The 23,599-nt window shown below is 73.2% G+C and carries 25 protein-coding genes; 11 read left to right on the forward strand and 14 right to left on the reverse strand.

The window, feature by feature from the left end; all coding sequences use genetic code 11:
* The first annotated feature begins 60 nt into the window (after nucleotides 1-60).
* Nucleotides 61-360, forward strand: a complete 300-nt coding sequence (locus tag ACFYXU_RS25090) for a YciI family protein (protein ID WP_189803442.1) — start codon at nucleotides 61-63, stop codon at nucleotides 358-360.
* A 52-nt stretch (nucleotides 361-412) separates the two neighbouring features.
* On the opposite strand, the gene ACFYXU_RS25095 is transcribed toward ACFYXU_RS25090, so the two are convergent.
* Entirely contained in the window at nucleotides 413-1,498 is a 1,086-nt protein-coding gene (locus ACFYXU_RS25095) for a WD40/YVTN/BNR-like repeat-containing protein (protein ID WP_384569284.1), read from the reverse strand.
* 107 nt (nucleotides 1,499-1,605) lie between these two features.
* Between ACFYXU_RS25095 and ACFYXU_RS25100 the strand changes: the two genes are divergently transcribed.
* The 4 genes from ACFYXU_RS25100 to ACFYXU_RS25115 all read left to right on the forward strand — a co-directional run bounded on the left by ACFYXU_RS25100 (nucleotide 1,606) and on the right by ACFYXU_RS25115 (nucleotide 5,847).
* Nucleotides 1,606-2,079, forward strand: a complete 474-nt coding sequence (locus ACFYXU_RS25100) for a (4Fe-4S)-binding protein (protein WP_389460045.1) — start codon at nucleotides 1,606-1,608, stop codon at nucleotides 2,077-2,079.
* Nucleotides 2,080-2,212: 133 nt separating this feature from the next.
* Entirely contained in the window at nucleotides 2,213-2,629 is a 417-nt protein-coding gene (locus tag ACFYXU_RS25105; RefSeq protein WP_329853814.1) for an SsgA family sporulation/cell division regulator, read from the forward strand.
* A 244-nt stretch (nucleotides 2,630-2,873) separates the two neighbouring features.
* Nucleotides 2,874-4,517, forward strand: coding sequence for an ABC-F family ATP-binding cassette domain-containing protein (locus ACFYXU_RS25110; protein ID WP_389460048.1), 1,644 nt, complete (start codon nucleotides 2,874-2,876; stop codon nucleotides 4,515-4,517).
* A gap of 355 nt (nucleotides 4,518-4,872) precedes the next feature.
* Complete coding sequence (locus ACFYXU_RS25115) at nucleotides 4,873-5,847, forward strand: acyl-ACP desaturase (protein WP_361400511.1); 975 nt, start codon at nucleotides 4,873-4,875, stop codon at nucleotides 5,845-5,847.
* A 33-nt stretch (nucleotides 5,848-5,880) separates the two neighbouring features.
* Here ACFYXU_RS25115 and ACFYXU_RS25120 read toward each other — a convergent pair whose 3' ends face one another.
* From ACFYXU_RS25120 to ACFYXU_RS25155, 8 genes are all read right to left on the reverse strand, one after another.
* Nucleotides 5,881-6,138 (reverse strand): WhiB family transcriptional regulator, encoded by a 258-nt coding sequence (locus ACFYXU_RS25120; RefSeq protein ID WP_329853819.1) that lies wholly within the window; start codon nucleotides 6,136-6,138, stop codon nucleotides 5,881-5,883.
* Between the two features lie 72 nt (nucleotides 6,139-6,210).
* Nucleotides 6,211-7,293 carry an LLM class flavin-dependent oxidoreductase gene (locus ACFYXU_RS25125; RefSeq protein ID WP_376509488.1) on the reverse strand — a complete coding sequence of 361 codons (1,083 nt, stop codon included), beginning with the start codon at nucleotides 7,291-7,293 and terminating at the stop codon, nucleotides 6,211-6,213.
* Between the two features lie 4 nt (nucleotides 7,294-7,297).
* Nucleotides 7,298-8,161: an ABC transporter substrate-binding protein gene (locus ACFYXU_RS25130; protein WP_329853823.1), complete on the reverse strand. Its 864-nt coding sequence runs from the start codon at nucleotides 8,159-8,161 to the stop codon at nucleotides 7,298-7,300.
* Nucleotides 8,158-8,895 (reverse strand): ABC transporter ATP-binding protein, encoded by a 738-nt coding sequence (locus ACFYXU_RS25135; RefSeq protein ID WP_389460051.1) that lies wholly within the window; start codon nucleotides 8,893-8,895, stop codon nucleotides 8,158-8,160. Before ACFYXU_RS25135 ends, ACFYXU_RS25130 begins: the two co-directional genes overlap by 4 nt.
* Nucleotides 8,892-9,863, reverse strand: coding sequence for an ABC transporter permease (locus ACFYXU_RS25140; RefSeq protein WP_389460053.1), 972 nt, complete (start codon nucleotides 9,861-9,863; stop codon nucleotides 8,892-8,894). Before ACFYXU_RS25140 ends, ACFYXU_RS25135 begins: the two co-directional genes overlap by 4 nt.
* On the reverse strand, nucleotides 9,860-10,873 hold the full coding sequence (locus tag ACFYXU_RS25145) for an ABC transporter substrate-binding protein (protein ID WP_389406321.1): 1,014 nt from the start codon (nucleotides 10,871-10,873) through the stop codon (nucleotides 9,860-9,862). The genes ACFYXU_RS25140 and ACFYXU_RS25145 overlap by 4 nt, the downstream gene beginning before the upstream one ends.
* A 114-nt stretch (nucleotides 10,874-10,987) precedes the next feature.
* On the reverse strand, nucleotides 10,988-12,010 hold the full coding sequence (locus ACFYXU_RS25150) for an ABC transporter substrate-binding protein (protein WP_389460055.1): 1,023 nt from the start codon (nucleotides 12,008-12,010) through the stop codon (nucleotides 10,988-10,990).
* Nucleotides 12,011-12,383: 373 nt separating this feature from the next.
* Nucleotides 12,384-12,485 (reverse strand): putative leader peptide, encoded by a 102-nt coding sequence (locus ACFYXU_RS25155; RefSeq protein WP_361397941.1) that lies wholly within the window; start codon nucleotides 12,483-12,485, stop codon nucleotides 12,384-12,386.
* 200 nt (nucleotides 12,486-12,685) lie between these two features.
* Between ACFYXU_RS25155 and ACFYXU_RS25160 the strand changes: the two genes are divergently transcribed.
* Nucleotides 12,686-13,480, forward strand: coding sequence for an IclR family transcriptional regulator (locus ACFYXU_RS25160; protein ID WP_329853833.1), 795 nt, complete (start codon nucleotides 12,686-12,688; stop codon nucleotides 13,478-13,480).
* Nucleotides 13,481-13,598: 118 nt separating this feature from the next.
* On the forward strand, nucleotides 13,599-14,255 hold the full coding sequence (locus tag ACFYXU_RS25165) for a TetR/AcrR family transcriptional regulator (protein ID WP_389460058.1): 657 nt from the start codon (nucleotides 13,599-13,601) through the stop codon (nucleotides 14,253-14,255).
* 21 nt (nucleotides 14,256-14,276) lie between these two features.
* Here the strand turns inward: ACFYXU_RS25165 and ligD are convergent, their stop codons facing one another.
* The gene (ligD, locus tag ACFYXU_RS25170; protein WP_389460060.1) at nucleotides 14,277-15,440 is read right to left on the reverse strand and encodes a non-homologous end-joining DNA ligase; all 1,164 of its coding nucleotides are present in this window, start codon (nucleotides 15,438-15,440) and stop codon (nucleotides 14,277-14,279) included.
* 52 nt (nucleotides 15,441-15,492) lie between these two features.
* On the opposite strand from ligD, the gene ACFYXU_RS25175 reads away from it, so the two are divergent.
* From ACFYXU_RS25175 to ACFYXU_RS25185, 3 genes are all read left to right on the forward strand, one after another.
* The gene (locus tag ACFYXU_RS25175) at nucleotides 15,493-16,551 is read left to right on the forward strand and encodes an ATP-dependent DNA ligase (protein WP_389460062.1); all 1,059 of its coding nucleotides are present in this window, start codon (nucleotides 15,493-15,495) and stop codon (nucleotides 16,549-16,551) included.
* A gap of 331 nt (nucleotides 16,552-16,882) precedes the next feature.
* Complete coding sequence (locus ACFYXU_RS25180; RefSeq protein ID WP_376509471.1) at nucleotides 16,883-17,134, forward strand: hypothetical protein; 252 nt, start codon at nucleotides 16,883-16,885, stop codon at nucleotides 17,132-17,134.
* A gap of 86 nt (nucleotides 17,135-17,220) precedes the next feature.
* Nucleotides 17,221-19,314: an MDR family MFS transporter gene (locus tag ACFYXU_RS25185; RefSeq protein ID WP_389460065.1), complete on the forward strand. Its 2,094-nt coding sequence runs from the start codon at nucleotides 17,221-17,223 to the stop codon at nucleotides 19,312-19,314.
* A gap of 26 nt (nucleotides 19,315-19,340) precedes the next feature.
* Here the strand turns inward: ACFYXU_RS25185 and ACFYXU_RS25190 are convergent, their stop codons facing one another.
* Nucleotides 19,341-19,805, reverse strand: coding sequence for a YchJ family protein (locus tag ACFYXU_RS25190; RefSeq protein WP_376509467.1), 465 nt, complete (start codon nucleotides 19,803-19,805; stop codon nucleotides 19,341-19,343).
* A gap of 113 nt (nucleotides 19,806-19,918) precedes the next feature.
* Here ACFYXU_RS25190 and ACFYXU_RS25195 point away from each other — a divergent pair, with 113 nt between their 5' ends.
* On the forward strand, nucleotides 19,919-21,262 hold the full coding sequence (locus ACFYXU_RS25195) for a 6-phospho-beta-glucosidase (protein WP_389406327.1): 1,344 nt from the start codon (nucleotides 19,919-19,921) through the stop codon (nucleotides 21,260-21,262).
* 197 nt (nucleotides 21,263-21,459) lie between these two features.
* Here ACFYXU_RS25195 and ACFYXU_RS25200 read toward each other — a convergent pair whose 3' ends face one another.
* From ACFYXU_RS25200 to ACFYXU_RS25210, 3 genes are all read right to left on the reverse strand, one after another.
* On the reverse strand, nucleotides 21,460-22,266 hold the full coding sequence (locus ACFYXU_RS25200; RefSeq protein WP_376509464.1) for an SAM-dependent methyltransferase: 807 nt from the start codon (nucleotides 22,264-22,266) through the stop codon (nucleotides 21,460-21,462).
* Between the two features lie 74 nt (nucleotides 22,267-22,340).
* Nucleotides 22,341-22,577, reverse strand: coding sequence for a DUF397 domain-containing protein (locus ACFYXU_RS25205; RefSeq protein WP_015037566.1), 237 nt, complete (start codon nucleotides 22,575-22,577; stop codon nucleotides 22,341-22,343).
* Nucleotides 22,578-23,453 carry a helix-turn-helix transcriptional regulator gene (locus tag ACFYXU_RS25210; protein WP_329853855.1) on the reverse strand — a complete coding sequence of 292 codons (876 nt, stop codon included), beginning with the start codon at nucleotides 23,451-23,453 and terminating at the stop codon, nucleotides 22,578-22,580.
* Nucleotides 23,454-23,599 lie beyond the last annotated feature (146 nt).

Here is a 23,599-nt window from a genome sequence, read left to right on the forward strand (position 1 = left end):
CCGTTCCGAGGGCTGGGACGTCACGGCCCCGGGCGGACCCCGGGCGGTAGCCTGGCGATCATGTTCGTACTGGAATTGACCTACACCGCGCCCGTCGAGCGGGTGGACGCGCTGCTCGACGCCCACGTCGAGTGGCTCGACGCGCAGTACGCCGAGGGCGTGTTCCTGGCGTCGGGACGGAAGAACCCGCGGGACGGCGGGGTGATCCTGGCCGCCGGCGTCGACCGCGCGGAGATCGAGCGGATCGCGGCGGCCGACCCGTTCAGCGTCGAGGGCGTGTGCGCCTACCGGATCACGGAGTTCTACGCGACCAAGACGGCCGACGGAATCGCCGCGTACCGGGAGGAACTGCCCGCCTGAGAGGTGCCGCGTCGATCGGGCCGGAGCTCCGGCCCGATCGACGGGACGCTCCCTAGCGGCGGGTGGTGAGCCGGGCGATGCGGCCCTGCTCGCCGGCGGCCCAGCAGGAGCCGTCGGGGGTGCAGTCGACCGTGTCGTACGAGCCGGTGTCGACCGTGCGCCAGGTGCGGCCGCCGTCGGTCGTCAGGTCGGTGCCGGTCGGGCCCACCGCGAGCGCGGACGCCTTGGCGTGCGGGAGCCAGGCGACGCCGGAGCGGTAGGCGGGCGGCGGCGTGACGGAGGGGCGCCAGGTGCGGCCCCCGTCGGCGCTGACCGCGCCGGCCCGCGGGGAGGGCTGGTCCTTGCGGTAGTCGCCGCCGACGGCGATGCCGTGCGCGCGGTCGCGGAAGGCGAGCCCGAAGACGCCCCGGGCCGGGTCACCGGCCGGGATCGGGGTGCCGGTGGCGGTCCAGGTCAGCCCCCGGTCGGCGGAGTGGAGCACCCGCGCGGCGGCCCCGCCGCCCGTCGCGAGCCACACGTCGCGCGGGCCCGCCGACACCAGGCACTGGCCGCTCGCGGCGAATCCCGCCTCGCCCGGGAGCGCCTCCGGCATGCCGGAGTCCGGCAGGACCCGCCAGGAGCGGCCGCCGTCGCGGGTGGACAGGATGCGGTACTTCCCGTCGACCGGGTCACTCATCGCGAGTCCGTGCCGGTGGTCGAAGAAGGTCATGCAGTCGTAGAAGGCCCGCGCGTCGGTGTTGCGGAAGGACTCGGTCCAACTGGCGCCGCCGTCCTCGGTGCGCAGCACCCGGGAGGCCTCGCCCTCCCCGATGGCCAGGACGACGGCCCGTCGGGCGTCGAAGGCCTCGACGTCGCGGAACTCCAGGTCGCCCGCGCCGGGCGGCGAGACGTTTCGCCAGCTCCGGCCGCCGTCGGTGGTCCGCAGCACCGTGCCCTTCGAGCCCGCGGCCCACGCGGTGGTGCGGTCGACCGGCGCGAGCCCCCGGAAACGGGCGTCGGTACCGGTCGGTGTCAGCTGCCAGCCGGCCGCTGCCGTGGGGGTCTCCCCGGCCCGCGCCGGGGCGGCCAGGGTCAGCGCGAGCGCCGCCCCGATCAGCCCCACCGACATCGTTCGTCTCGTCTTCCCCATGGACGTCATGGCGCCGGAAGCTAGCGCCCCGGGCCGCTCCCCGTCCAGGGTGCGTCCCCGGCCGAGGCGTCCCGCGCCGGGGTGCGTCCCCCGCCGGGCATTCCTAGGCTGGTCGCATGGCGGACGGCGAAGCGGCGGAAGCGGCGACGGAGGAGCGGCCCCCTCTCAAGGAGTACGAGGGCGAGGGCATCACCGTCACGTTCGAGCCGCGCCGCTGTCTGCACGCGGCCGCGTGCGTGCGCGGCCTGCCGGAGGTCTTCGACCCGTCCCGGCGCCCGTGGGTGCTGCCCGGCGCCGCCGAGCCGTCCCGGGTGGCGGAGGTCGTGCGCCGCTGCCCCTCCGGCGCGCTCCAGTACCGCCGCCGCACCGAGGACGCCGTGCCGGAGCCGGGCGACTCCCCCACCACCGTCCGGCGCACCTCCGCCGGACAGCTGGTGGTGCGGGGCGACCTGCTCGTGACCGGCGCCTCCGGGGAACGGCGCGAGACGCGGGTGGTGCTCTGCGACTGCGGGGCCTCCGGGAACCAGCCGTACTGCGACCACTCCGGCCCCTGCGCGGAGCCGGACGGCGACCCGGCCCAGGAACGCTGACGCCCGGCCGGTGACACACGTCACGTGGGGGGCGAGTGCACGTTCCGGCCGCCCCGCTCGTCTTGAGGGGTGTCAGGTGCCCTGGTGTCGGGGAGACGCACAGGATCCGAAGCCCGTGTGAGAGGAGCCGGTCTTGTCCGCCGTCATCGAGCAGGCCGTGCAGGCCCGTCTGGTCGCGTCCGCGCCCCGGATGGAGACCGTCCCCGCCACCCTCCGGTACGACCGCGGGGATCCGTACGCCGTGAGCATGGCCTTCCCGCCGCCGGCCACCCTGGAGGGCGTCGAGGTCTCCTGGGCCTTCTCGCGCGAGCTGCTCGTCCAGGGCGTCGAGCGCCCGGCCGGGGTCGGGGACGTGCGACTGCGCCCGTACGGGTACGACCGCACGGTGGTCGAGTTCCACGCCCCGGAGGGCGTCGCCATGGTCCATGTGCGGACGTCCGAGCTGCGCCTCTTCCTGGAGCGCTCGCAGCACCTGGTCCCGGCGGGGCGCGAGCACCAGTACCTGGACTGGGACCAGGACCTGGCCGAGCTGCTCCGCGAGCACCCCTAGCCGGTGCTCGTTTAATCGCTTGCCGCTCCTCCGGTCCGGGACGTACGGTCGGTCCTGACCTTGTCGTCACCCGATCGGAGAAGGACGTTGCTCGTCTGAGGTTGCGAGACACCGAGCCGCGCGTGCCCCCTGTGCCGCGTGTGCCGTTCTCGACCTCGGCGTACGAGCCGTCCTCCCACTGCCCGCGCCCCGGTGTCTCCCGCGTTGCTCCCTTTTTCACGCTCGCGCGACCCCGGAGGCCCGTATGGCGCATCACCCCACCTTCATCACCTGTTCCTCCCTCTCCTTCTCCTGGCCGGACGGCACCCCGGTCCTCGACGACTTCCGGCTCTCGGTGGGCCCCGGCCGCACCGGGCTCGTCGGGGTCAACGGCTCCGGCAAGTCCACGCTCCTGAAGCTCATCGCGGGCGAACTGGCACCGCTGGACGGCACGGTGAAGGTCACCGGCGAGATCGGCTACCTCCCGCAGAACCTGGTCCTGGACACCTCGCGGCGGGTGGACGAGATCCTCGGCATCGCGGGCCGGCGGGCCGCGCTGCACGCCATCGAGGCGGGCGACGCCTCCGAGGAGCACTTCACCGCGGTCGGCGACGACTGGGACGTGGAGGAGCGGGCCCGCGCGGTCCTCGACCAGCTCGGCCTCGACCACGTCGGCCTGGACCGGACCGTGGGCGAGATCTCCGGCGGCGAGTCCGTGCTGCTGCGGCTCGCCGCGCTGCTGCTGGCCCGGCCCGATGTGCTCCTGCTCGACGAGCCCACCAACAATCTGGACCTGTACGCCCGTGCGCGGCTCTACGAGGCCGTGGAGAAGTGGTCCGGGGTGCTGGTCGTGGTCAGCCACGACCGTGAACTCCTGGAGCGCGTCGACCAGATCGCCGATCTGCGCGACGGCGAGGTCGACTGGTACGGCGGCAACTGGTCCGCGTACGAGACGGCACTCGCCGCCGAACAGGACGCGGCGGAGCGGATGGTGCGGGTCGCCGAGGCCGACGTGCAGCGCCAGAAACGCGAACTGGCCGAAAACCGGATGAAGTTGGCACGGCGCAAGCGGTACGGACAGAAGAGCTTCGAGAACAAGGTCGCCTCCAAGATCGTGGCGAACGGACGGAAGCGCGACGCGCAGGTCACGGCCGGCAAGCAGAACACCCTGCACGCGGAGCGCCTGTCGGAGGCGCGCGAGCGGCTCGACGCGGCCGTCGAGGCGGTGCGGGACGACGACGAGATCCGCGTCGAACTCCCCCGCACCTCGGTGCCGCCGGGCCGCGAGGTCCTGCACCTGCGGGACCTGGAGCTGCGCTACGGGGCCAGGGTCGACGGCGCCTTCGAGCTGCGGGGCCCGGAGCGGATCGCCCTGGTCGGCCGGAACGGCGCCGGGAAGACGACGCTGCTCCGGACGATCGCGGGCGAGCTGGAGCCGGTGTCGGGCGAGACGGACGCGCGGGTGCCGCTCCGGTTCCTGCCGCAGCGGCTCGACGTGCTCGACGACGCCCTGAGCGTCGTGGAGAACGCGGCCCTGTTCGCGCCCGCCGCGACGCAGAACGCGATCCGGGCCCGGCTCGCGCGGTTCCTGTTCCGGGGGGCGCGGGCGGATCAGCCCGTCGGCACCCTGTCGGGCGGGGAGCGCTTCCGGGCGACGCTGGCCGCCCTGCTCCTGGCGGAGCCGGCCCCGCAGCTGCTGATGCTGGACGAGCCGACGAACAACCTGGACATGGCGTCGGTGCGCAAGCTGACGGCCGCGCTCGACGCCTACGAGGGGGCGCTGATCGTGGCCAGCCACGACGTGGCGTTCCTGGAGTCGCTGGGCATCACGCGCTGGCTGGTGCTCGACGGGGAGCTGCGGGAGACGACGGCGGAGGAGGTCGGGGGCACGGCCCCGAGCCGGTCCTGACGGGGGACGCCCCGGCCGGTCCCGACCGGGTGCCGCGCGCGTCCCTGACCGGGCGTTCCGGCCTGACCGGCCGGGCGTCCAGGCCGCTCCGGCCGGGCGTCCCGGCCGGAGCGGCCGGGCTTCGCGCTGAGCAGCGGGGCGTCTGCGCTGCGTAGCCGACGCCCTGGCGGGCGACCGCCGACACGGACGTGACCTGCGTCTCCGGGACCCCGGCCGGAGCAGCGTACATAACGGAACGTAACCGGACATCGCCGGGACGGGCTTGGCCGACGCCTTACGGAGCCTTAACCTACGGTTTCGTAACCTACGAATCCGTAGGTACGCCCGTTTGCCCTCTCCGTCCCCAGGAGTTCCCGTGACGCTCACCTCTCCCCACCTCGGCAGCTCTGCGGAGTGGACCGACGCGCGCCTGCTCTACGCGCTGGAAGAGGTCGTCGAGAAGGAGCTCAACCGGCACCTGAAGGTCACCAAGGACTGGATGCCGCACGAGTACGTGCCGTGGTCCGACGCCCGGAACTTCCCCGGCTTCTTCGAGGACGGAGAGGCCTGGGACCCGGCGCAGTCGAAGGTCACCGACATCGGCAAGATCGCCCTCGTCGTCAACCTGCTCACCGAGGACAACCTCCCGAGCTACCACCACGAGATCGCCAGCCTCTTCGGCCGCGACGGCGCCTGGGGCACCTGGGTGCACCGCTGGACCGCCGAGGAGGGCCGCCACGGCATCGTGATGCGCGACTACCTCCTCGCCTCCCGCGCCGTCGACCCGGACAAGCTGGAGCAGTTCCGGATGGCGCACATGAGCGAGGGCTTCGAGTCCGACAACCGGCACTCGATGCTGCACTCCGTGGCGTACGTCGCCTTCCAGGAGCTGGCCACCCGCATCTCGCACCGCAACACCGGCCACCAGTCCGGCGACCCGGTCTGCGACCGGATGCTGGCCCGGATCGCCACCGACGAGAACCTGCACATGGTCTTCTACCGCAACCTGCTGGGCGCGGCCTTCGAGCTCGCCCCCGACCTGACCATGCAGGCCGTGCGGGACGTCGTGGTCAACTTCCGGATGCCCGGACACGGCATGCCCGGCTTCGAGCGGGCGGCGGCGCAGATGGCGATCGGCGAGATCTACAACATGCGCATCCACCACGACGACGTGCTCCAGCCCGTCCTGCGCTTCCTCAAGGTCCTCCAGATCGAGGGCCTCGGCCCGGACGGCCTGCGCGCCCAGGAGGAGCTGGGTCTCTACATGAACGGCCTGGACAGCGAAGCCAGCAAGTTCGACGAGAAGCTCGCGGCCCGCAAGGCCCGGATGGCCTCGCGCGCGGCCGGCTGAACCGCCCCCGCGTCGCCGGAGCGGTCCGGCGGCTCAGCGGCCCTGCCGCTTGAGCCGCCCCCGCTCCTTCTCGGAGAGCCCGCCCCACACGCCGAACCGCTCGTCGTGGGCCAGCGCGTACTCCAGGCACGCCACGCGTCCCTCGCACGCCCCGCACAGCTGCTTCGCCTCGCGCGTCGACGAACCGGGCGCCGGGAAGAAGAACTCCGGTCCGGCCTGGGCGCACAGGGCGTTCTCGCGCCAGGTCGTGTCGGGCTCCGGGGCGGTCAGTACGCTCGTGTAGGTCTGCATGCGGACCACACTGCCCCGGGGTCGTAAACGGGCCATCAACGTTCGATCAATGCGGCGCGCCGGGCGATCCGGTCAGCGGGTGACGCCCAGTGCCGGAAGGACCGTCTCGGCCACCCGGTAGGCCTCCTCCAGGAGCGGGTTTCCGGACAGGATGAACGTGTCCACCCCGAGCTCCTGGTACTCCTTCAGCCGCTCCACGACCTGGGCGGTGGAGCCCACGACGGCCGTGCCGGGGCCGGGGCGGAACAGGCTCATGCCGGGCCAGAGGTTCGGATGGGTCTCCAGCTCGCGCGCGCGGGCCGGCACCCGGCCGCCGTGCTGGCGGAACTGGCGCTGCCAGCCCTCCCCGTCCTCGCCCGCCCGGTCGCCGAGCTGCCGGGCGTAGGTCGCCTCGCTCGTGACGTCCAGGAGCCGGTCGGCGGCGGCCCAGGCCTCGTCCTCGGTGTCCCGGACGATCAGGTGGAGCCGGAGCCCGATGCGGAGGGTGCGGCCGTGGGCGGCGGCCCGGGCGCGGACGTGGTCGAGCTTCTCCTTCAGCAGGTGCGGCGGTTCGCCCCAGGTCAGGTAGACGTCGACATGCTCGGCCGCCATCTCGATGCCGGGCGCCGAGGAGCCGCCGAACCAGAGCGGGACGTGCGGCGCCTGCACGGGGCGCAGGTCGCGGAAGGAGGCTCCGGCGTTCCGGAGGTCGTAGAAGCGTCCCTTGTGGTCGAAGACCTCGCCGGCCGTGAGGCGCTTCACGATCGACCAGTACTCGGCGCTCAGTTCGTACCGCTCGTCGTGCTCGACGTGCAGGCCGTACTCCCGCAGGGAGTTCGTCGACCCGTTGACCACGTTGAAGCGGAGTCGGCCGCCGAAGAGGTTGTCGAAGCTCAGCGCCATCTTCGCGAGGAGGGTGGGCGCGATCAGTCCGGGGTGGACGGCGAGCAGCGGCTTGAACCGGGTGCTGGTGGAGGCGGCGAGCGCGGAGCCGAGCGGCCACACGTCGTAGAGGTCGGTGGCGAGCAGCGCGCCGGTGTAGCCGAGGCGTTCGACGGTCCCGGCGAGCTGCGTGAGATAGCCGAGGTCGACCGGGCGGCGGCCCGCGGGCTCCCACGGGTAGGCGCCTTCGCGCGGGATCACGTACCAGAGGACTTCGGGGGCCTGGTGCGTCATCGGGTCAGGCCTTCCGGGGCAGCGCGTCGGCGACGGTGACCGCGCGGTCGACGAACCCGGTGCGGTGGAAGATGTCCGCCGCCCGCTGCTGCTCGGCGATGAACTCCTCGGTGACCTCCTCGATCGTCCAGGGCAGGGCCTTCAGGGCGGTCTCCCAGTCCTCGACGGTGCCGCCCTGGTCGGCGGCGGCGATCTCGGCGGCCTCGCGGGGGTGCGCGGCGGCCCAGTCGTCTGCGCGCCGCAGCGCGCGGGTGAGCGCCTCGACGAGTTCGGGCCGCCGCTCGGCCAGGTCGCGGCGGGTGAAGAAGACGGAGCGGTCGCTGATGACGTCGCCGGTGCGGATCAGGGTGCGCAGCCCGCCGGTGCGGCGGGCCGCGGCGAGCTCCGCGCCCTGCGCGACCCAGGCCGTGATCTCCCCGGCGCGGAGCCGCGCCTCGCTGCCCGCGTCTCCGCGGACCGGGGTGATGTCGGTGGCGTACGACAGTCCGGCGTCGTCCAGGGCCTTGGCGACGAGGTGCGTCTGCCAGGAGCCGACGGCGAGGTGGACGGTGCCGCCCTTCAGGTCGGCGACGGTGCGCACGGGGCTGTCCTCGGGGACGAGGAGGGCGCCGTGGTCGGGGCGGGGCGCGGAGACGGCCGTGTAGACGATGTCGTGTCCCGCGGCCTGGGCGGTGACGGGCGGGGTGGAGCCGGTGCCGCCGAAGTCGATGGTGCCGTCGGCGAGATGGGCGCCGGTGCGGACCCCGTCGGTGTACGGGTGCCAGGTCACGGTCTCGCCGAGGGCGGCCAGCTCCTCCTCCGCGTAGCCGAGGCGGGAGAGGTGGTAGAGGGAGGGGTTGCTGCGGTGGACGCCGATGACGACGGTCATGCCGGGGCTCCTTCGGGGGAGGGGGTGGGTGTGGGTTCGGGCGCGTGGACGCCGAGGTCGGCGAGCAGGCGGCGGCGCAGGGCCACGAAGGCCGGGTCGCCGGGGTCGCGGGGACGGGCGACGGTCACGGGCTCGTCGGTGACGAGCCGGCCGTCGCGCAGCACGGCGACCCGGTCGGCGAGGCGCACGGCCTCGTCGACGTCGTGGGTGACGAGCAGGACGGCCGGCCGGTGGATCCGCCGCAGTTCGCCGACCAGGTCCTGCATGCGGAGCCGGGTCAGCGCGTCGAGCGCGGCGAACGGCTCGTCGAGCAGCAGCAGTTCGGGCTCGCGCACCAGGGCCCTGGCGAGGGCGACGCGCTGGGCCTCGCCGCCGGAGAGGGTGGCCGGCCAGACGTCCGCGTGCCGCTCCAGGCCGACCTCGGCGAGCGCCCGCAGACCGGTCGCCCGGGTCTCCGCGCCGCGCGGCAGCCCGACGATGACGTTGGCCAGGACCTTCTTGGAGGGGATGAGCCGCGGCTCCTGGAAGACGATGGTGCGGGCGGCGGGGACGAGCGCCTCTCCCCCGTCGGCTCCGTCGAGGGCGCCGAGGATCCGCAGCAGGGTGGTCTTGCCGCTGCCGCTGGCACCGAGGAGGGCGACGAACTCGCCGCGCCCCAGGGTGAGGTCGAGTCCGTCGATGACGGCGCGGTCTCCGAAGACCCGGCGCAGTCCCCGTACCCGTACGGCGGTCATGTCGTCCCTCCCGGTCCGGCGGTGCGCCAGGGCATGAGGATCCGTTCCAGTCCTCGGACGAGGACGTCGGCGGTGAGGCCGAGAAGCCCGTAGACGAGGATGCAGACGGCGAGGATGTCGGTGCGGGCGTAGCTCTGGGCCTGGGACATCAGATAGCCGATGCCCGCGGTGGCGTTGATCTCCTCGGCGGCGATCAGCGCGATGACGCTGAGGGTCATGGAGAGCCGCAGCCCGGCGAGGAGCGAGGGAAGCGCGCCGGGCAGGACGACCTGGCGGACGATCGCGAGCCGGCCGAGACCGAAGCTCCGCATGGCCTCGACGAGTTTGCGGTCGGTGGTGCGGACGCCCCCGGTGGTGGAGACGTACATGGGGAAGGTGGTGGCGACCGCGATGAGCAGGATCTTGGCGGTCTCGTTGATCCCGAACCAGACCATGAAGAGGGGGACGAGGGAGAGGAAGGGGATGGTGCGGAGGGTCTGGAGCGAGGAGTCGAGGAGTTCGTCGCCGAGCCGGGTGAAGCCGGTGGTGATGCCGAGGACGAGTCCGGCGGTGAGCCCGATGACGAGGCCGAGTCCGGAGCGGGTGAGGGAGGTGGCGAGCGCGTCGGGCAGCTGTCCGTTGCCCCACAGCTCCCCCACCGCGTCGGCGACCTGCGCGGGTGAGGCGAGGACGTCGGGGGTGAGGAGACCGGTGGCGGAGGAGGCCCACCACAGCGCGAGGAGGACGAACGGGCCGAGGGCGCGGACGGTGACGGCGTGGGTGCGGGAACGGGCGCGGCGGGCCGGCGGGCGGGGGGCTACGAGGCCGTCCGTGCCGGTGGGCTCCTCCGTGAGGGCGGGTGCCTCCGTGGCGGGGAGTTCCTCCGTCGGGGCGTGCTTCTCCGTGGGGGCGTGTGCCTCCGCGCCGGGAAGTTCCTCCGTCGGGGCGTGCTTCTCCGTCGGGGCGTGTTCCTCCGTGGGGGCCGTCATGACAGCTTCTCGACGTCGAGGAGGTGGGCGGCGATGTCGACCTCGGCGGGGGTGACCTTCTGGTCGGCGTAGAACCGGGCGACGGTCTTGAAGCGCGCGATGTCCTCGGGACCGATGGGGTCGACGGTGCCGCCCTTGCCGGTGAAGCCGATCTGGACGTCACGGGCCCTGCCGGTGACGGCGGTGGGTCCGGCGTCCGTGAAGACGTTGAGGTAGGCGGCCGGGTCCTTCTTCTCCTTGGCGCTGTTCTCGTGAAGGTAGGCGTAGAGCGCCTCGACGATCTCGGGGTGCTCCTTGGCGAAGCCCGAACGGACGGCGTTGAGGCTGTAGTTGTCGGATCCGATGGCGGCGCCGTCGGCGAGGAACCGGGCCTTGCCGGTGCCGATCTCGGCAACGGCGTACGTGGACCAGACCGCCCAGGCGTCGACCTGTCCCGCGTTGAAGACGGCGGCGGTCTGGTCGGGGCGGAGGTAGACGCGCTCCACCTTGTCGGCGGGGATCCCGGCCTGGGCGAGGGCCTTGAGGAGCAGGTACTCGCCGGTGCCGCCCTTGTTCACGGCGACCTTGCGGCCGACGAGGTCCCGGACGGAGGCGATGTCCGATCCCTCGCGGACGAGGATTCCCTCGCCGACCGGGTCGGGGTCGGTGGCCGTGAAGAAGGCGAAGCCGGGGCTCTGGGAGAGGGAGGTGATGCCGGAGGTGATGGAGCCGGTCGCGATGTCGAGCTGGTCGGCGTTCATCGCCTGGGCGGCCGGTGCGAAGGGTCCGGCGCTGCCGGTCCAGGCCACCTTGGCCCCGACGGCGGCGAGGGCCTTGTCGAGGCTGCCGTCCTTCTTCCCCCGGGCGAGGACGCCGGCGTTGCCGGGGTCGGGGATGCGAACGGTGACCGTGCCCTTCCCTTGTGTCGTGGCCTTCGGGTCGCCGCCGGTGTCCGCGTCGCCGCCGCAGGCGGTGACGGTGGAGAGGGCGGCGAGGGCCGCCAGAGCGGCGAGCGGGGTGAGTGGGCGCATGGCGGTCTTCCTCCGAAGGAGAGGGCGGGGCGGGGGGCTCTGCTGTGACGGGGCGGGGGGCTCGGCCGGTACGGGACGGGGGTCTCCGCCGGCACGGGACGCGGGTGTCCGCTGCTACGGGACGGGGTGCGCGGACGGTTCCGGCGCGGCGGACGCGATCAGGCGGGCGCGGCGCAGGGGCTCCGGGTCGGCCCAGGCCCGCACGTCCACGGCCTCGGGCAGGAAGCCGTGGGCGCGCAGGGCCTCCTCCTGCCGGGCGAGCAGGTCGAGACGGGTGCCGGAGAGGTCCGGGTGGAGGGTGCGGTGGGTGCCGGGCCGGTAGGCGCCGGCGACGCCCTCGGCGCCCGCTCCGGTCTCGGCACCGAGGATGCGGGCGACCTCGGCGGGCTCGTCCGCGGCCCAGTCGGCGGCGCGGAGCAGCACCGCGAGGAAGCGCGCCACGAGTCCGGGGTGCGCGTCGAGGAGGTCCTGGTGGACGGTGATCGGGCGCGGGGTGCCGTTGTTGACGCGGTGGACGGGGTCCGGGAGGTCGTCGAGCTCGACGGCCACCTCGGCTCCGGCGCGGCGGGCGGCCTCCACGGCGAGGGCGCCCTTCACGTAGACGGCGTCGACCTCTCCGCGACGCAGGGCGTCGAGCCCGGCGGCCCACTGGCCGCGGTGCCCGTCGGCCGGTACGTCGACGAGGGACGCGTCGCCGAGTCCGTACCCCGCCGAGGCGAGGGCGCCCTCGAAACCGCGCAGGGCCATCGCCCGCCAGAAGTCGATGGGCACGGAGTGGCGGGGCACGGCGAGCCGGAGTCCGCGCAGGGCGGCGGCCCCGCGCACCGGGGAGCCGGGGGCGACGAGCACCGCCTGGCGTTCCTCGATCCAGGTGAGGCCGACGAGCCGGGTGCGCTCGCCGCGTGAACGGGCCCACAGCGCCGGTACGTTGCCGCCTTCGCGGAAGAGTCCGGGCAGGGCGTGGGTGAAGTGGGTGGCGGGGTCGGCGCCGGGTTCGGCGTCCTGGAGCGAGCGGACGGCGATGCCGTCCGGGGCGAATTCCCCGGCGAGCCAGCCTCGGTCGGCGGCGACGCCGGTGGCGGTGGGGACGGGGCAGCGGGTGAACCAGAGCGTGTCGGGAACGCGGGCGTACGTCATGGGGGCATCCCGGAGTGCGAAGGGGTCGGGAAGGGGTCGTGGGACGGGGGGCCCGGCCCGTGGGGCAGGGCGTCACCCCGCGGGGGTGGCGGAGGGGCCGCCGGGCACGGCGCCGCCGCCACGGGAGGCACGGAGGTGCGGGGTGTGCGGGGCGGATGGCTGGAACTCACCGCCGGACATTCCGACCCGGGCAGGGCGTGGAGCGGTGCCGGTGCGGGGGTCGGGAGCCGGAAGTCGAGCCGGCCGGTGCGGCGAGCGAGGGCCGGGGGTCGAGCCGGCCGGTGCGGCGAGCGAGGGCCGGGGGTCGAGCCGGCCGGTGCGGCGAGCGAGGGCCGGGGGTCGAGCCGGCCGGTGCGGCGGGTGAGGCCGGGGGTCAGCGACAGCCGGTGCCGGTGACGCGCACCAGGTCGATGTGGCGGCGCCGGGTGAGGGCGAGCGGTGCGCGGAGGGCGTCCGGCGCGTGTCGTGCGTTCATCGCGGGTCTGCTCCTTCCGGCTCGGTTGCCGCTCTGGTGTGTTGGCCGGAACCTTGCCACGGTTGTTCCGCCGCCCACAACTCGCTTCCCACGATGTGGGATTGCTTGTGAACGGAGTGTTTCCGACCTTGCGCCGGGCCCGAATCGGCTCCCGCCATGTGGGAGCGTGGGAGCCCGATCACCCACGGGGAGCGAACCCTATGACGACCGAGGCCGGCATCGCCCGACCCCCGGCGGGCGCCCAGGCGGTCCGCCGCGCACTCGACGTGCTGCACTGTTTCCACGACAACGGACCCGACCTGAGCGCCTCCGACCTCGCGCGCCGGCTCGGCCTCTCCACCTCGACGGCGCACCGGCTGGCCCGCACCCTGCTCGGCGCGGGCTTCCTGGAGCAGGACGCCAGGACCGCGCGGTACCGCCTGGGTCCCGCGATGACCGAGCTGGGCCGTCTCTCGTACCACCAGCGCGGACTGCACCTGGCCGCGCCCGAGCTGTCGGATCTGGCCGAACGGACCGGCGCCACCGTCGACCTGGCCCTGCGCAGCGGCCCGCACGCGGTGATCGTGGCGGGCGGTTCGGTGACGCCGAAGGTGGGGCTGCGGCGGCCGCTGCACTCGACGGCACTGGGGAAGGTGCTGCTCGCCTGGCCCCGGGCGGGCGAGGGCGGCCCGCGTTCCCTGCCGCCGCTGTACGCGTTCACGGAGCGGACCATCGTCGAACCCCCGGTACTGACCGCAGAGTTGGCGCGCGTACGGGAGGCGGGGTTCGCCCTCAACGACGGTGAGTCGGCGCTCGGGGTACGGACGGTGGCCGTACCGGTCCTGGAGCGCACGGGGCACGCGCGGTTCGCGCTCGCGGTCCGCGCCACCCCCGAGCTGATCACCGAGGCGCGACTCGACTGGTACCTGGCGCAGGCGCGGGCCTGCGCGCGGGCCCTGGAGGTGCTGCTGCTCGCGCCGGCGGAGCGCCGGGATCCGGGCGAGCGGGCCGGGTAGCCCCTGGTCCGGCCCCCGTGGAGCCGTTTCGATCCGGAGGCGGACGAGTCGCCGAACTCTCTCGATCCCCTCTCCCGCCGATATGTCCGCACGGTCGTGCGTTCAGTACGATGGAGGGATGAGCGGCAGCGGGAGCAAGATCGACGGGCGGGTCGAGCGGGGCAACCAGACCCGGCGCCTCGTCCTCGGCAGAACGATGGACATCGCCTCGGTCGAGGGCCTCGACGGCCTGTCCCTGGGCCGGATCGCGACCGAGCTGGAGCTGAGCAAGAGCGGTGTCTTCGCCCTCTTCGGCTCCAAGGAGGAGCTCCAGCTGGCGACCGTCAGGGCCGCCGTCGCCGTCTTCGCCGACCAGGTGGTCGCCCCGCTGAACGACGTGCCGCCGGGGGCGCGGCGGGTGCGCGAGCTGTGCCGCAGCTGGCTCGCGTACTCCTCGGGGCGGGTCTTCGCGGGCGGCTGCTTCTTCTACGCGGCCGGCGCCGAGTTCGACGCCCGCACGGGACCGGTCCACGACGCCGTCGCCCGCACCCACCGCGACTGGACGGCCTTCGTGGAGGGGACCCTGCGGGAGGCCCGCGCCGCCGGGGAGCTCGCCGGGGACCTGGACGTGGAGCAGGTGGCCTTCGAGCTGATCGCACTCATGGAGACCGCCAACGCGCAGTCCGTGCTGCACGACGACCCCACCGCGTACGCCCACGCCGAGCGGGGCATCACGACCCGCCTGCTCACCTCGGCCACGGAGAGGGGCCGCGAGGCCCTGACGGAGGGCGCCTGAGGGAGCCGGCGGCGGCGAGCCTCAGGCCTTCTCGGAACCCTCGGACTCTTTGGGGTTCCTGGAGTCCTCGGCGTCCTTGGCGTTCTCGGGACCCTTGGAGTCCTTGGCGCCCTTGGGGCCCTTGGGGTCCTCGGAGCCCTTGGGATCCTTGGGATCCTTGGGATCCTCCGCATCCTTCTTCGCCCGGCTCGGCTGCACCCTCTTCGGCTCGCCCGGCATCTTCGGGTACTCGGGCGGGTACGGAAGGTCACCCAGGCCGTGCTCCGCCTCGTCCCGCCGGGCCAGTTCCAGCAGCGACTCCAGGCTGAACCGCTCGTCGTCCATGTCCGCGTGGACGTCACCGGCCTCCGCGTACCGGGTCCGCATCGTCCTGATGTCGAAGTCCCTCGGCACGGCGTCGTCGATCTCCTCCCAGCGCAGCGGCGCCGACACGGGCGCGTGCGGACGGGGCCGTACGGAGTAGGCGGAGGCGATCGTGCGGTCCCGGGCCGTCTGGTTGTAGTCGACGAAGATCCGCTCGCCGCGCTCCTCCTTCCACCACTTGATCGTGACCCGGTCCGGCATCCGCCGCTCCAGCTCCCGGCCGCAGGCGATGGCCGCCCGCCTGACCTGGGTGAACGTCCACTCGGGGAGGATCGGGACGAAGACGTGGAGCCCCCGTCCGCCGGAGGTCTTCGGCCAGCCGCGCAGCCCGTGCTCGTCGAGGACCGCGCGCAGCTCGTGGGCGGCGCGGACGGCGTCCGCGTAGTCCGTGCCGGGCTGCGGGTCCAGGTCGATGCGGAGCTCGTCGGGATGATCGGTGTCCTCCCGGCGCACCGGCCAGGGGTGGAAGGTGACGGCGCCGAGGTTGGCCGCCCAGAGCACGGCCGCCGGTTCGGTGGGGCACATCTCGTCGGCGGACCGGCCGCTGGGGAAGGTGATGTGGGCCGTAGGGATCCAGTCGGGCATGTACTTCGGGGCGCGCTTCTGGAAGAACGACTCGCCGGTCACCCCTTCGGGGTAGCGCTCCAGGGTGGTGGGGCGGTCCCGCAGGGCGCGGGTGACCCCGTCGCCCACGGCCAGGTAGTACTGGACCAGGTCCATCTTCGTGTAGCCGGGCTCGGGGAAGTAGACCTTGTCGGGGTGGGAGACCCGCACGGTCCGGTCGCCGACTTCCAGTTCCACCGCTGCCGCCTTGCCTGCCATGCGGGTCAGCCTAAAGCTCGCCGACAACTCACGCATACCGGACAATCGCCCCATGGATCTTCCGGTGATGCCGCCCGTGAAACCGATGCTCGCCAAGGCCGTGAAGCGGATCCCGCCGGGCATGCAGTACGAGGCGAAGTGGGACGGCTTCCGCGCGATCGTGCACCGGGACGGGCCCGAGCTCGTCATCGGCAGCCGTACGGGCAAGCCCCTCACCCGCTACTTCCCCGAGCTGGTCGAGGCGCTCGCCGCCCGGCTGCCGGAGCGCTGCGTGATCGACGGGGAGATCGTGATCGAGCACGAAGGGCGGCTCGACTTCGACCGGCTCTCCGAGCGGATCCATCCGGCCGACTCCCGGGTCCGAATGCTGGCCGCGACCACCCCGGCCCGGTTCATCGCCTTCGACCTGCTCGCCCTCGGGGACGACTCCCTCCTCGACACCCCGCTGAGCGAGCGCCGGGAGGCCCTGGAGCGCGTGCTCGACGGGGTCGACGCGCCGGTCCACCTGGCGCCGGCGACCCGGGACCCGGAGCTCGCCGCCCGCTGGTTCGAGCAGTACGAGGGCGCCGGCCTCGACGGGGTGATCGCCAAGCCGCTCGACCTGGCCTACCGGCCGGACGCCCGCCTCATGTTCAAGATCAAGCACGAGCGGACGGCGGACGTCGTCGTGGCCGGATACCGCTTCCACAAGAGCGGGCCGGTGGTCGGCTCGCTGCTGCTCGGTCTGTACGACGCCGGGGGCGCCCTCCAGCACGTCGGCGTGTGCGCGGCCTTCACCGCCGCCCGCCGCGCCGAACTCGTCGAGGAGCTGGAGCCGCTCCGGATGGACCCCCCGGACGGGCACCCCTGGGCGGCGTGGGCCGACGAGGCGGCGCACGAGGGGGCCAGGCTGCCGGGGGCCCCGAGCCGCTGGTCGGGCAAGAAGGACCTGTCGTGGGTGGCGCTGCGGCCGGAGCGGGTCTGCGAGGTCGGCTACGACCACATGGAAGGGGACCGCTTCCGCCACACGGCGCAGTTCAAGCGGTGGCGCCCCGACCGGAATCCGGAGTCCTGCGGCTACGGGCAGCTGGACGAGCCCGTCTCCTACGACCTGGCCGACATCCTCGCGTAGGAGGCACGGGATCCGGCCACCGGGAAGAGGCCCGACCGCAACGTGATATGCCACACACTCGGACGGCGTGAACCGCCCGTGCCCGCCCCGGACTTCCGGGCGATACGCAGGAACGGTGCGCAACGCGTCCGCCGCCGCCCGGCCCCGCACCTGCGGGAACACCCCCGCGTCCGGCCGCCCGCACCCGCCGGTCCGGCCCCTTCGGTCCTCCCGGGGCGGGTCCGGCCGTTGCCCGGCCGCGACACGGCCGTGCCTGAACCCGTACCCCGATCCGGTACGTATGGGTGAGGAGACCCTTCCGTACCCTCCCCGGACCGACTAGGACTGACCTGTGATCACCTCGCCCTCGCGCCTCGTTCCCGTACCGATCCCCGACAGCGTGGCCGCTCTGATCGGTGCCTGCCTGCCGCTGCACGTCCTCCAGGCCGAGGTCGACGCGGACTGCGCGGCGCGTGAGGTCTACCGTTTCCGGGGGCCGCTCTGCGCGGAGGACCGGGCCGACCGCGAGCACGCCCTCGCCGCCCTGGCGCGGGCCAACAAGATCCTCGCCAAGCACCATCCCCGACTGCCCGTCACCCCCTGACGGAGGCCGCGCTCCCGCCGTGCGGGGCGCACCCGTTCGGCGGTCCCCCTCATGCGTGAGGCCGGTGCCGGTGTGACGCTGCGAGAGTGACCACGACCAGCGACGCAGCGCCCGCGCCCCCGGCCGCCACCGAGCCACCCGTGCTCGACCGCCGCCGCCGCAACATCGTCTTCGGCACGATCATGCTCGGCGTCCTCCTCGCCGCCCTCGACCAGACGATCGTCGGCACCGCCCTGCCCACGATCGTCTCGGACCTCGGCGGCGCCGCGCACATGTCGTGGGTGGTCACCTCGTACCTGCTCGCCGAGACGGTCGCGACCGTCCTGGTCGGCAAGTTCGGCGATCTCTTCGGCCGCAAGGTCATCTTCCAGATCTCCGCGGTCGTCTTCATCACCGGCTCGTTCCTCTGCGGCCTCGCCACGAACATGACGCTCCTGATCGTCTGGCGTGGCCTCCAGGGCATCGGCGCCGGTGGTCTGATGGTCACCTCGATGGCGCTCATCGCCGATGTGATCCCGCTGCGCGAGCGCGGCAAGTACCAGGGCGCGATCGGGGCCGTGTTCGGTGTCTCCACGGTCATCGGGCCGCTGCTCGGCGGTCTGTTCACCGACCACCTCACCTGGCGCTGGGCCTTCTACGTCAACGTCCCCATCGCGATCCTGGTCGTCATCGCCGCCGCCCGCACCATCCCCTCCGTACGCTCCGCGAGCCGGCCGGTCATCGACTACCTGGGCATCGCGCTGGTCGCCGTCGGATCCAGCGCCCTGATCCTGGCGACCAGCTGGGGCGGCAACGAGTACGCGTGGGGCTCGGGCGTCATCATCGGGCTCTTCGCGGGCGGGCTCGCCGCCCTCGCGCTGTTCTGCTGGGTGGAGACGCGCGCGGCCGAACCCATGCTGCCCATGCGGCTCTTCGGGAACCCCGTCTTCACGGTCTGCTCCGTGCTCAGCTTCGTCGTCGGCTTCGCCATGCTCGGCGCGATGACCTTCCTGCCGACCTATCTGCAGTACGTCGACGGCGAGTCGGCCACCATGTCCGGCATCCGCACCCTGCCGATGGTCATCGGCCTGCTCATCGCCTCCATCTTCAGCGGCAACGTCGTCAGCAAGACCGGCCACTACCGGACCTTCCCGATCGTCGGCTGTCTGGTGATGGGCGTCGGGCTCTTCCTGCTCTCCCTCATGGGGCCGGACACGGGGACCTGGCTGGAGTCGCTGTACATGTTCGTCCTCGGCACCGGCATCGGCCTGTGCATGCAGGTCCTGACCATCGCCGTGCAGAACACCGTCGAGTACGCCGACCTCGGCACCGCCACCTCCGGCGTCACCTTCTTCCGCACCCTCGGCAGCTCCTTCGGCACGGCCGTCTTCGGCACGATCTACGCCAACTCCCTCAAGCCGAACCTCACCGCGGGGACCGCCGAGGCCGCCGCCGTCGCCGGGAGCCTCGGCGTCGACCCCGCCGGGATCGCGCGGGCCGCGCAGAACCCGGCCGGACTGCACGCGCTGCCCGACCGGGTGGCGGAGCCGATCGTCCAGGCCTACGCCGACACCCTGCACACCGTCTTCCTGTGGACCGTGCCCGTCGCCGCCGTCGGCTTCGTGGTCGCCCTCTTCCTCAAGCAGGTGACGCTCCGCGACTCGGCCCGCGCCGCCGCGCCCGACATGGGCGAGGGGTTCAGCTCCCCCGCCGCGACCGGCGACTCGGAGAAGCTCCTCGAACTGTCCGTCGGCCGCATCCTGCGCCGCACCGACTACGAGACGGCCCGGTCGATCGTCGCCGCCTCCGACACCCGGCTGGACACCGCGGGCGCCTGGGCGGTGATGCAGGTCGAGCTCTTCACGCGGACGGTCGGGCACGCGAGCCTCGGCCTGATCTCGGCCGGCCGGCGGGTGCCGCCCGAGGTGCTGCTGCCCGTCTTCGACCGGATGGTCGACGAGGGGTACCTGACCCGGGACGGCAACCTGCTCTCCCACACGGCGGCGGGCCGGCGGGAGGCGGACGTGATCACCCACGCCTGGGGCGACTGGCTCTCCGACCTCGTGGCGAGCGAGCGCGGCCGGCCCAGCGGCCCGGAGCTGCGGGTGGCGACGGACGCCATCGCCAAGAGGATCGTCGCCGAGGACCTCGCGAGCGGACTCCCCCGGGGCCGGACCACGGCGGGCGCGGGGGCGCGCTGAGCGCAGGACCGGAGCCGTCGTCCCCGCTAGTCGACGAAGTCGCCGTCCACGTAGACCCACGCGCCCTCGTGCCGTGCGAACCGGCTCCGCTCGTGCAGGGAGCCCCGCTCGCCGCCGTGGACGTAGCGGGCCGTGAAGGTGACGGTGCCGTGCTGGTGGAACGCGGTGCCCTCGCCGGTCTCCTCGATCTCCAGGCCCGCCCAGCGCATGCCGGGATCGAAGTCGACCTCGCCGGGCCGGGTCTCCGGCGCCCAGGTGCGCAGCAGATAGGCCTCGTCGCGGACGACGAAGGCGCTGTAGCGGGAGCGCATGAGGAGCTCCGCGGTGGGCGCCGTACCGCCGGTGCCCGCGTGGAAGCGGCCGCAGCAGGCGCCGTAGGCGGCGTCGAGGCCGCAGGGGCAGGGCGAGCCGGCGGTCACGGCGGGCGCGGGGGCGCCCTGGGCCGTACGGGAGGCCGGGGAGGTGCGGGGCCGGGTCTTGCGTCGGGACATGGCGTCATTGTCCCCCACCCGCCGCGGCGGCGGACGCCCGGCATGTGGACGGCCGCGTGGACGCCGGCCGGGAATCCCGCTGCTCGGAGCGGTCGGCCGAGTAGCGTACGAGCATGAAACTGACGATTCTCGGAGGCGGCGGATTCCGGGTGCCGCTGGTGTACGGCGCCCTCCTCGGCGACCACGCCGAGGGGCGGGTCACCCACGTCACCCTCTTCGACCTCGACGAGGGGCGGCTGTCGGCGATCGCGCGGGTCCTCGCGGACCAGGCGGAGGGCGTGCCGGACGCCCCGGCGGTGACGGCCACGACGGACCTCGACGAGGCCCTGCGCGGCGCGGACTTCGTGTTCTCCGCGATCCGCGTCGGCGGTCTGGAGGGCCGGGCCGCCGACGAGCGGATCGCGCTCGACGAGGGCGTGCTCGGCCAGGAGACGGTGGGCGCCGGAGGCATCGCGTACGGGCTGCGGACCGTGCCCGTCGCGGTACGGATCGCCCGGCGGATCGCCGAACTCGCCCCCGACGCCTGGGTCATCAACTTCACGAACCCGGCCGGTCTGGTCACGGAGGCCATGTCCCGGGTGCTCGACGACCGGGTCGTCGGCATCTGCGACTCCCCCGTGGGCCTCGGCCGCCGGGTCGCCCGCGTCCTGGGCGCGGACCCGGACGAGGCCTGGATCGACTACGTGGGCCTCAACCACCTGGGCTGGCTGCGGGGGCTGCGGGTCGCCGGCCGGGACGAACTGCCCCGGCTGCTGGCCGACGAGGCGGCGCTCGGCTCCTTCGAGGAGGGCCGCCTCTTCGGCCCGGAGTGGCTGCGCTCGCTGGGCGCGATCCCCAACGAGTACCTGCACTACTACTACTTCAACCGGGAGGCGGTGCACGCCTACCGGACGGCCGAGCGGACGCGCGGGGCGTACCTGCGCGACCAGCAGGGCGCGTTCTACCGGGAGATGGGCAAGCCCGACACCCCGGCGCTCGCCGCCTGGCACCGGACGCTCGCCGACCGGGAGGCCACCTACATGGCCGCCAACCGGGAGGCCGCCGGGACCGGGGACCGCGACGAGGAGGACCTGGAGTCGGGCGGCTACGAGAAGGTGGCGCTCGCGCTCATGCGGGCGATCGCGCGGGACGAGCGGACCACCCTGATCCTCAACGTGCGCAACCGGTCGACGCTCTCCGTGCTCGACGCGGACGCGGTGATCGAGGTCCCCTGCTTCGTGGACGCGAACGGCGCCCATCCGGTGTCGGTGGCCCCGCTGCCGTACCACGCCGTCGGCCTGGTGACGGCGGTGAAGGCCGTGGAGCGCGAGGTCCTCGCGGCGGTGGAGAGCGGCTCCCGCGAGACGGCCGTGAAGGCCTTCGCGCTGCACCCGCTGGTGGACTCGGTGGCGGTGGCCCGGCGTCTCGTGGCGGGCTACACGGCGGAGCACCCGGGGCTGGCCTGGCTGCGGGGCTGACCCCCGCCTCACGGTGGACCGAGGGCGGACGAGCACCGTGTGGCCGGACGGCGGAACGGACGGCCGGCGAGCACCTCGCCGACACGGTCGGCGCCATCGGGCCGCCCGGCCGCTTCCCGGTGACGCCGGTGGCGCCGTAGGAGCGCGTCAGGGCCCGCCCGGTGGTACCGGGCGGGCCCCGCGCGTAGGGCTCGGGATCAGGGCTTGCGTGCCACCGCGGCCCACCCGGGGATGGGCTCGTCGCCCTGGACCGGAACGGGTACGCCCAGCTCCGGGTGCCACTCGGCGGTGAGCGAGACCCCGGGCTCCACGAACTCGAGCCCGTCGAAGAACGCGGCCAGCTCGTCGCGCGAGCGGGGCCGCAGGGTCAGCCCGCGCGCCTTGTACATGGCGGCCGCCTGGGCCGCGCCCTCGGGGTTGAAGTCCCCGGTGACGTGGGACAGGACGAGGTAGCTGCCCGGCGCGAGCTTCTCGACGAGCTTGGAGACCAGGTCGTACGCGCCGTCCTCGTCGCCCACGAAGTGCAGCAGGGCGAGCATCGACAGGGCGATGGGCCGGTCGAAATCAAGGACCTTTCCGGCCCTTTCGAGGATGGCCTCGGGCTCGCGGGCGTCCGCCTGGATGTACTCGGTGGCCCCCTCCGGGGTCGAGCGCAGCAGGGCGGCCGCGTGCGCGAGCACGATCGGGTCGTTGTCGCAGTAGACGATGCGGGACTCCGGCGCGGCCTCCTGCGCGATCTGGTGCAGGTTGGGCTCGGTCGGGATGCCCGTGCCGACGTCCAGGTACTGCCGGACGCCGTGGGCGCTGAGCCAGCGGATGGCGCGGTGCATGAAGGCCCGGTTGACGCGGGCCATGTCACGGCCCCGGGCGTCGACGGTGAGCAGCTGGCGTGCCATCGCCTCGTCGACCGGGTAGTTGTCCTTGCCGCCCAGGAACCAGTCGTACATCCGCGCCGGATGCGGCTTGCTGGTGTCGATCCGAACGGATGCGGGGTCCTGGGTCATCGGCTCTCCTGGTCGGGATGAACGGGCGGCACTGCAACAAGAGTTACGCGATGGTAGGGGTGGGACGGAAGGGCTCAGGTGAGCAGAAAGTCAGCCTGACCGGATTTGGCGCCCTGGATGAAAGCGGCGATCTCTCCGTGGGTGTAGATGAGCGCTGGTCCTTCAGGGTCTGCGGACTGTCGCACGGCGACTCTGCCGTCGGCCAGCTTCATGGCCTCCACGCAGTTGCCCCCGTTCCCGCCGCTCCAGGGCTTGTGCCAGCCTTCGGCACCGAGCTCGGCGGCGGGCATGCCGTTGTATATGCGATCCATTCACAGCTCCTTGCGGAGATTCCGGAGAATCTCCTTCGTGCGTTGTGCAGTCGCGGCCTGCGCCGCCATGCGGTCCATGACCTCCAGGTGGGACGCCACCTCGGGACGCGCGTCCAGATAGACGGCGCCGGTCAGGTACTCGCTGTAGACCATGTCCGGGAGTTCGGGCATGGCGAAGCGGAACAGGACGAAGGGTCCGTAGGTGCCCGGATGGTGTCCGGACGCGAACTCCGCGATCTGCAGGGTGACGTTCGGCAGCTCCGACGCCTCGAGCAGCCGGTCGAGCTGGTCGCGCATCACTTCGGGCCCGTCGCCGACCGGTCGGCGGAAGACGGTCTCGTCCATGATCACCCAGAACTTCGGGGCGTCGTCCCTGGTCAACAGGGACTGGCGCTCCATCCGAAGGGCTACATGGCGCTCGGCGTCCTCGTCCCTGCCGGCATCGCTGCCGCCACCGACCGCCCCGCTGCGCAGAATGGCGCGGGCGTACTCCTCGGTCTGGAGCAGACCGGGGACGAACTGGGGCTCGTAGGCCCGGATGAGGCCGGCCGCCCCCTCCAGGCTGACGTACATGGAGAACCAGCCGGGCAGCACGTCGTGGAACCGCTGCCACCAGCCGGGGAGGTTGGCCTCCTCCGCGAGGGCGACGAAGCCCTCCGCCTCGGAGTCCGTGATCCCGTACTCCTTCAGGAGGAGCTGCACGTACGGAATCTTCAGCGCGACCTCGGCGGTCTCCATCCGCCGGACGGTGGCCGGGGCCACTCGGAGGATCTTCGCGGCCTCTTCCCGCTTCATGCCGGCCCGCTCGCGCAGGTCCTGCAGTCGCTTTCCGAGGACGACCTGTCCCACCGTGGGGGCGGACCGCGGCTCGCTCACTCTCAGACCTCCCCGACGCACTGTTTGGACGAGTGTGACACGAAGGCGGGCCGGAGAGAACACGGCACTCTGCAATTTTCAGAGTGCCACTTGCCAAGTGTCCGACTCAGGAGGACAGTGATCCGGTGAACCAGTACACGCTGCCG

It is taken from the genome of Streptomyces sp. NPDC002232, from assembly GCF_042890295.1.
Lineage (GTDB): Bacteria > Actinomycetota > Actinomycetes > Streptomycetales > Streptomycetaceae > Streptomyces.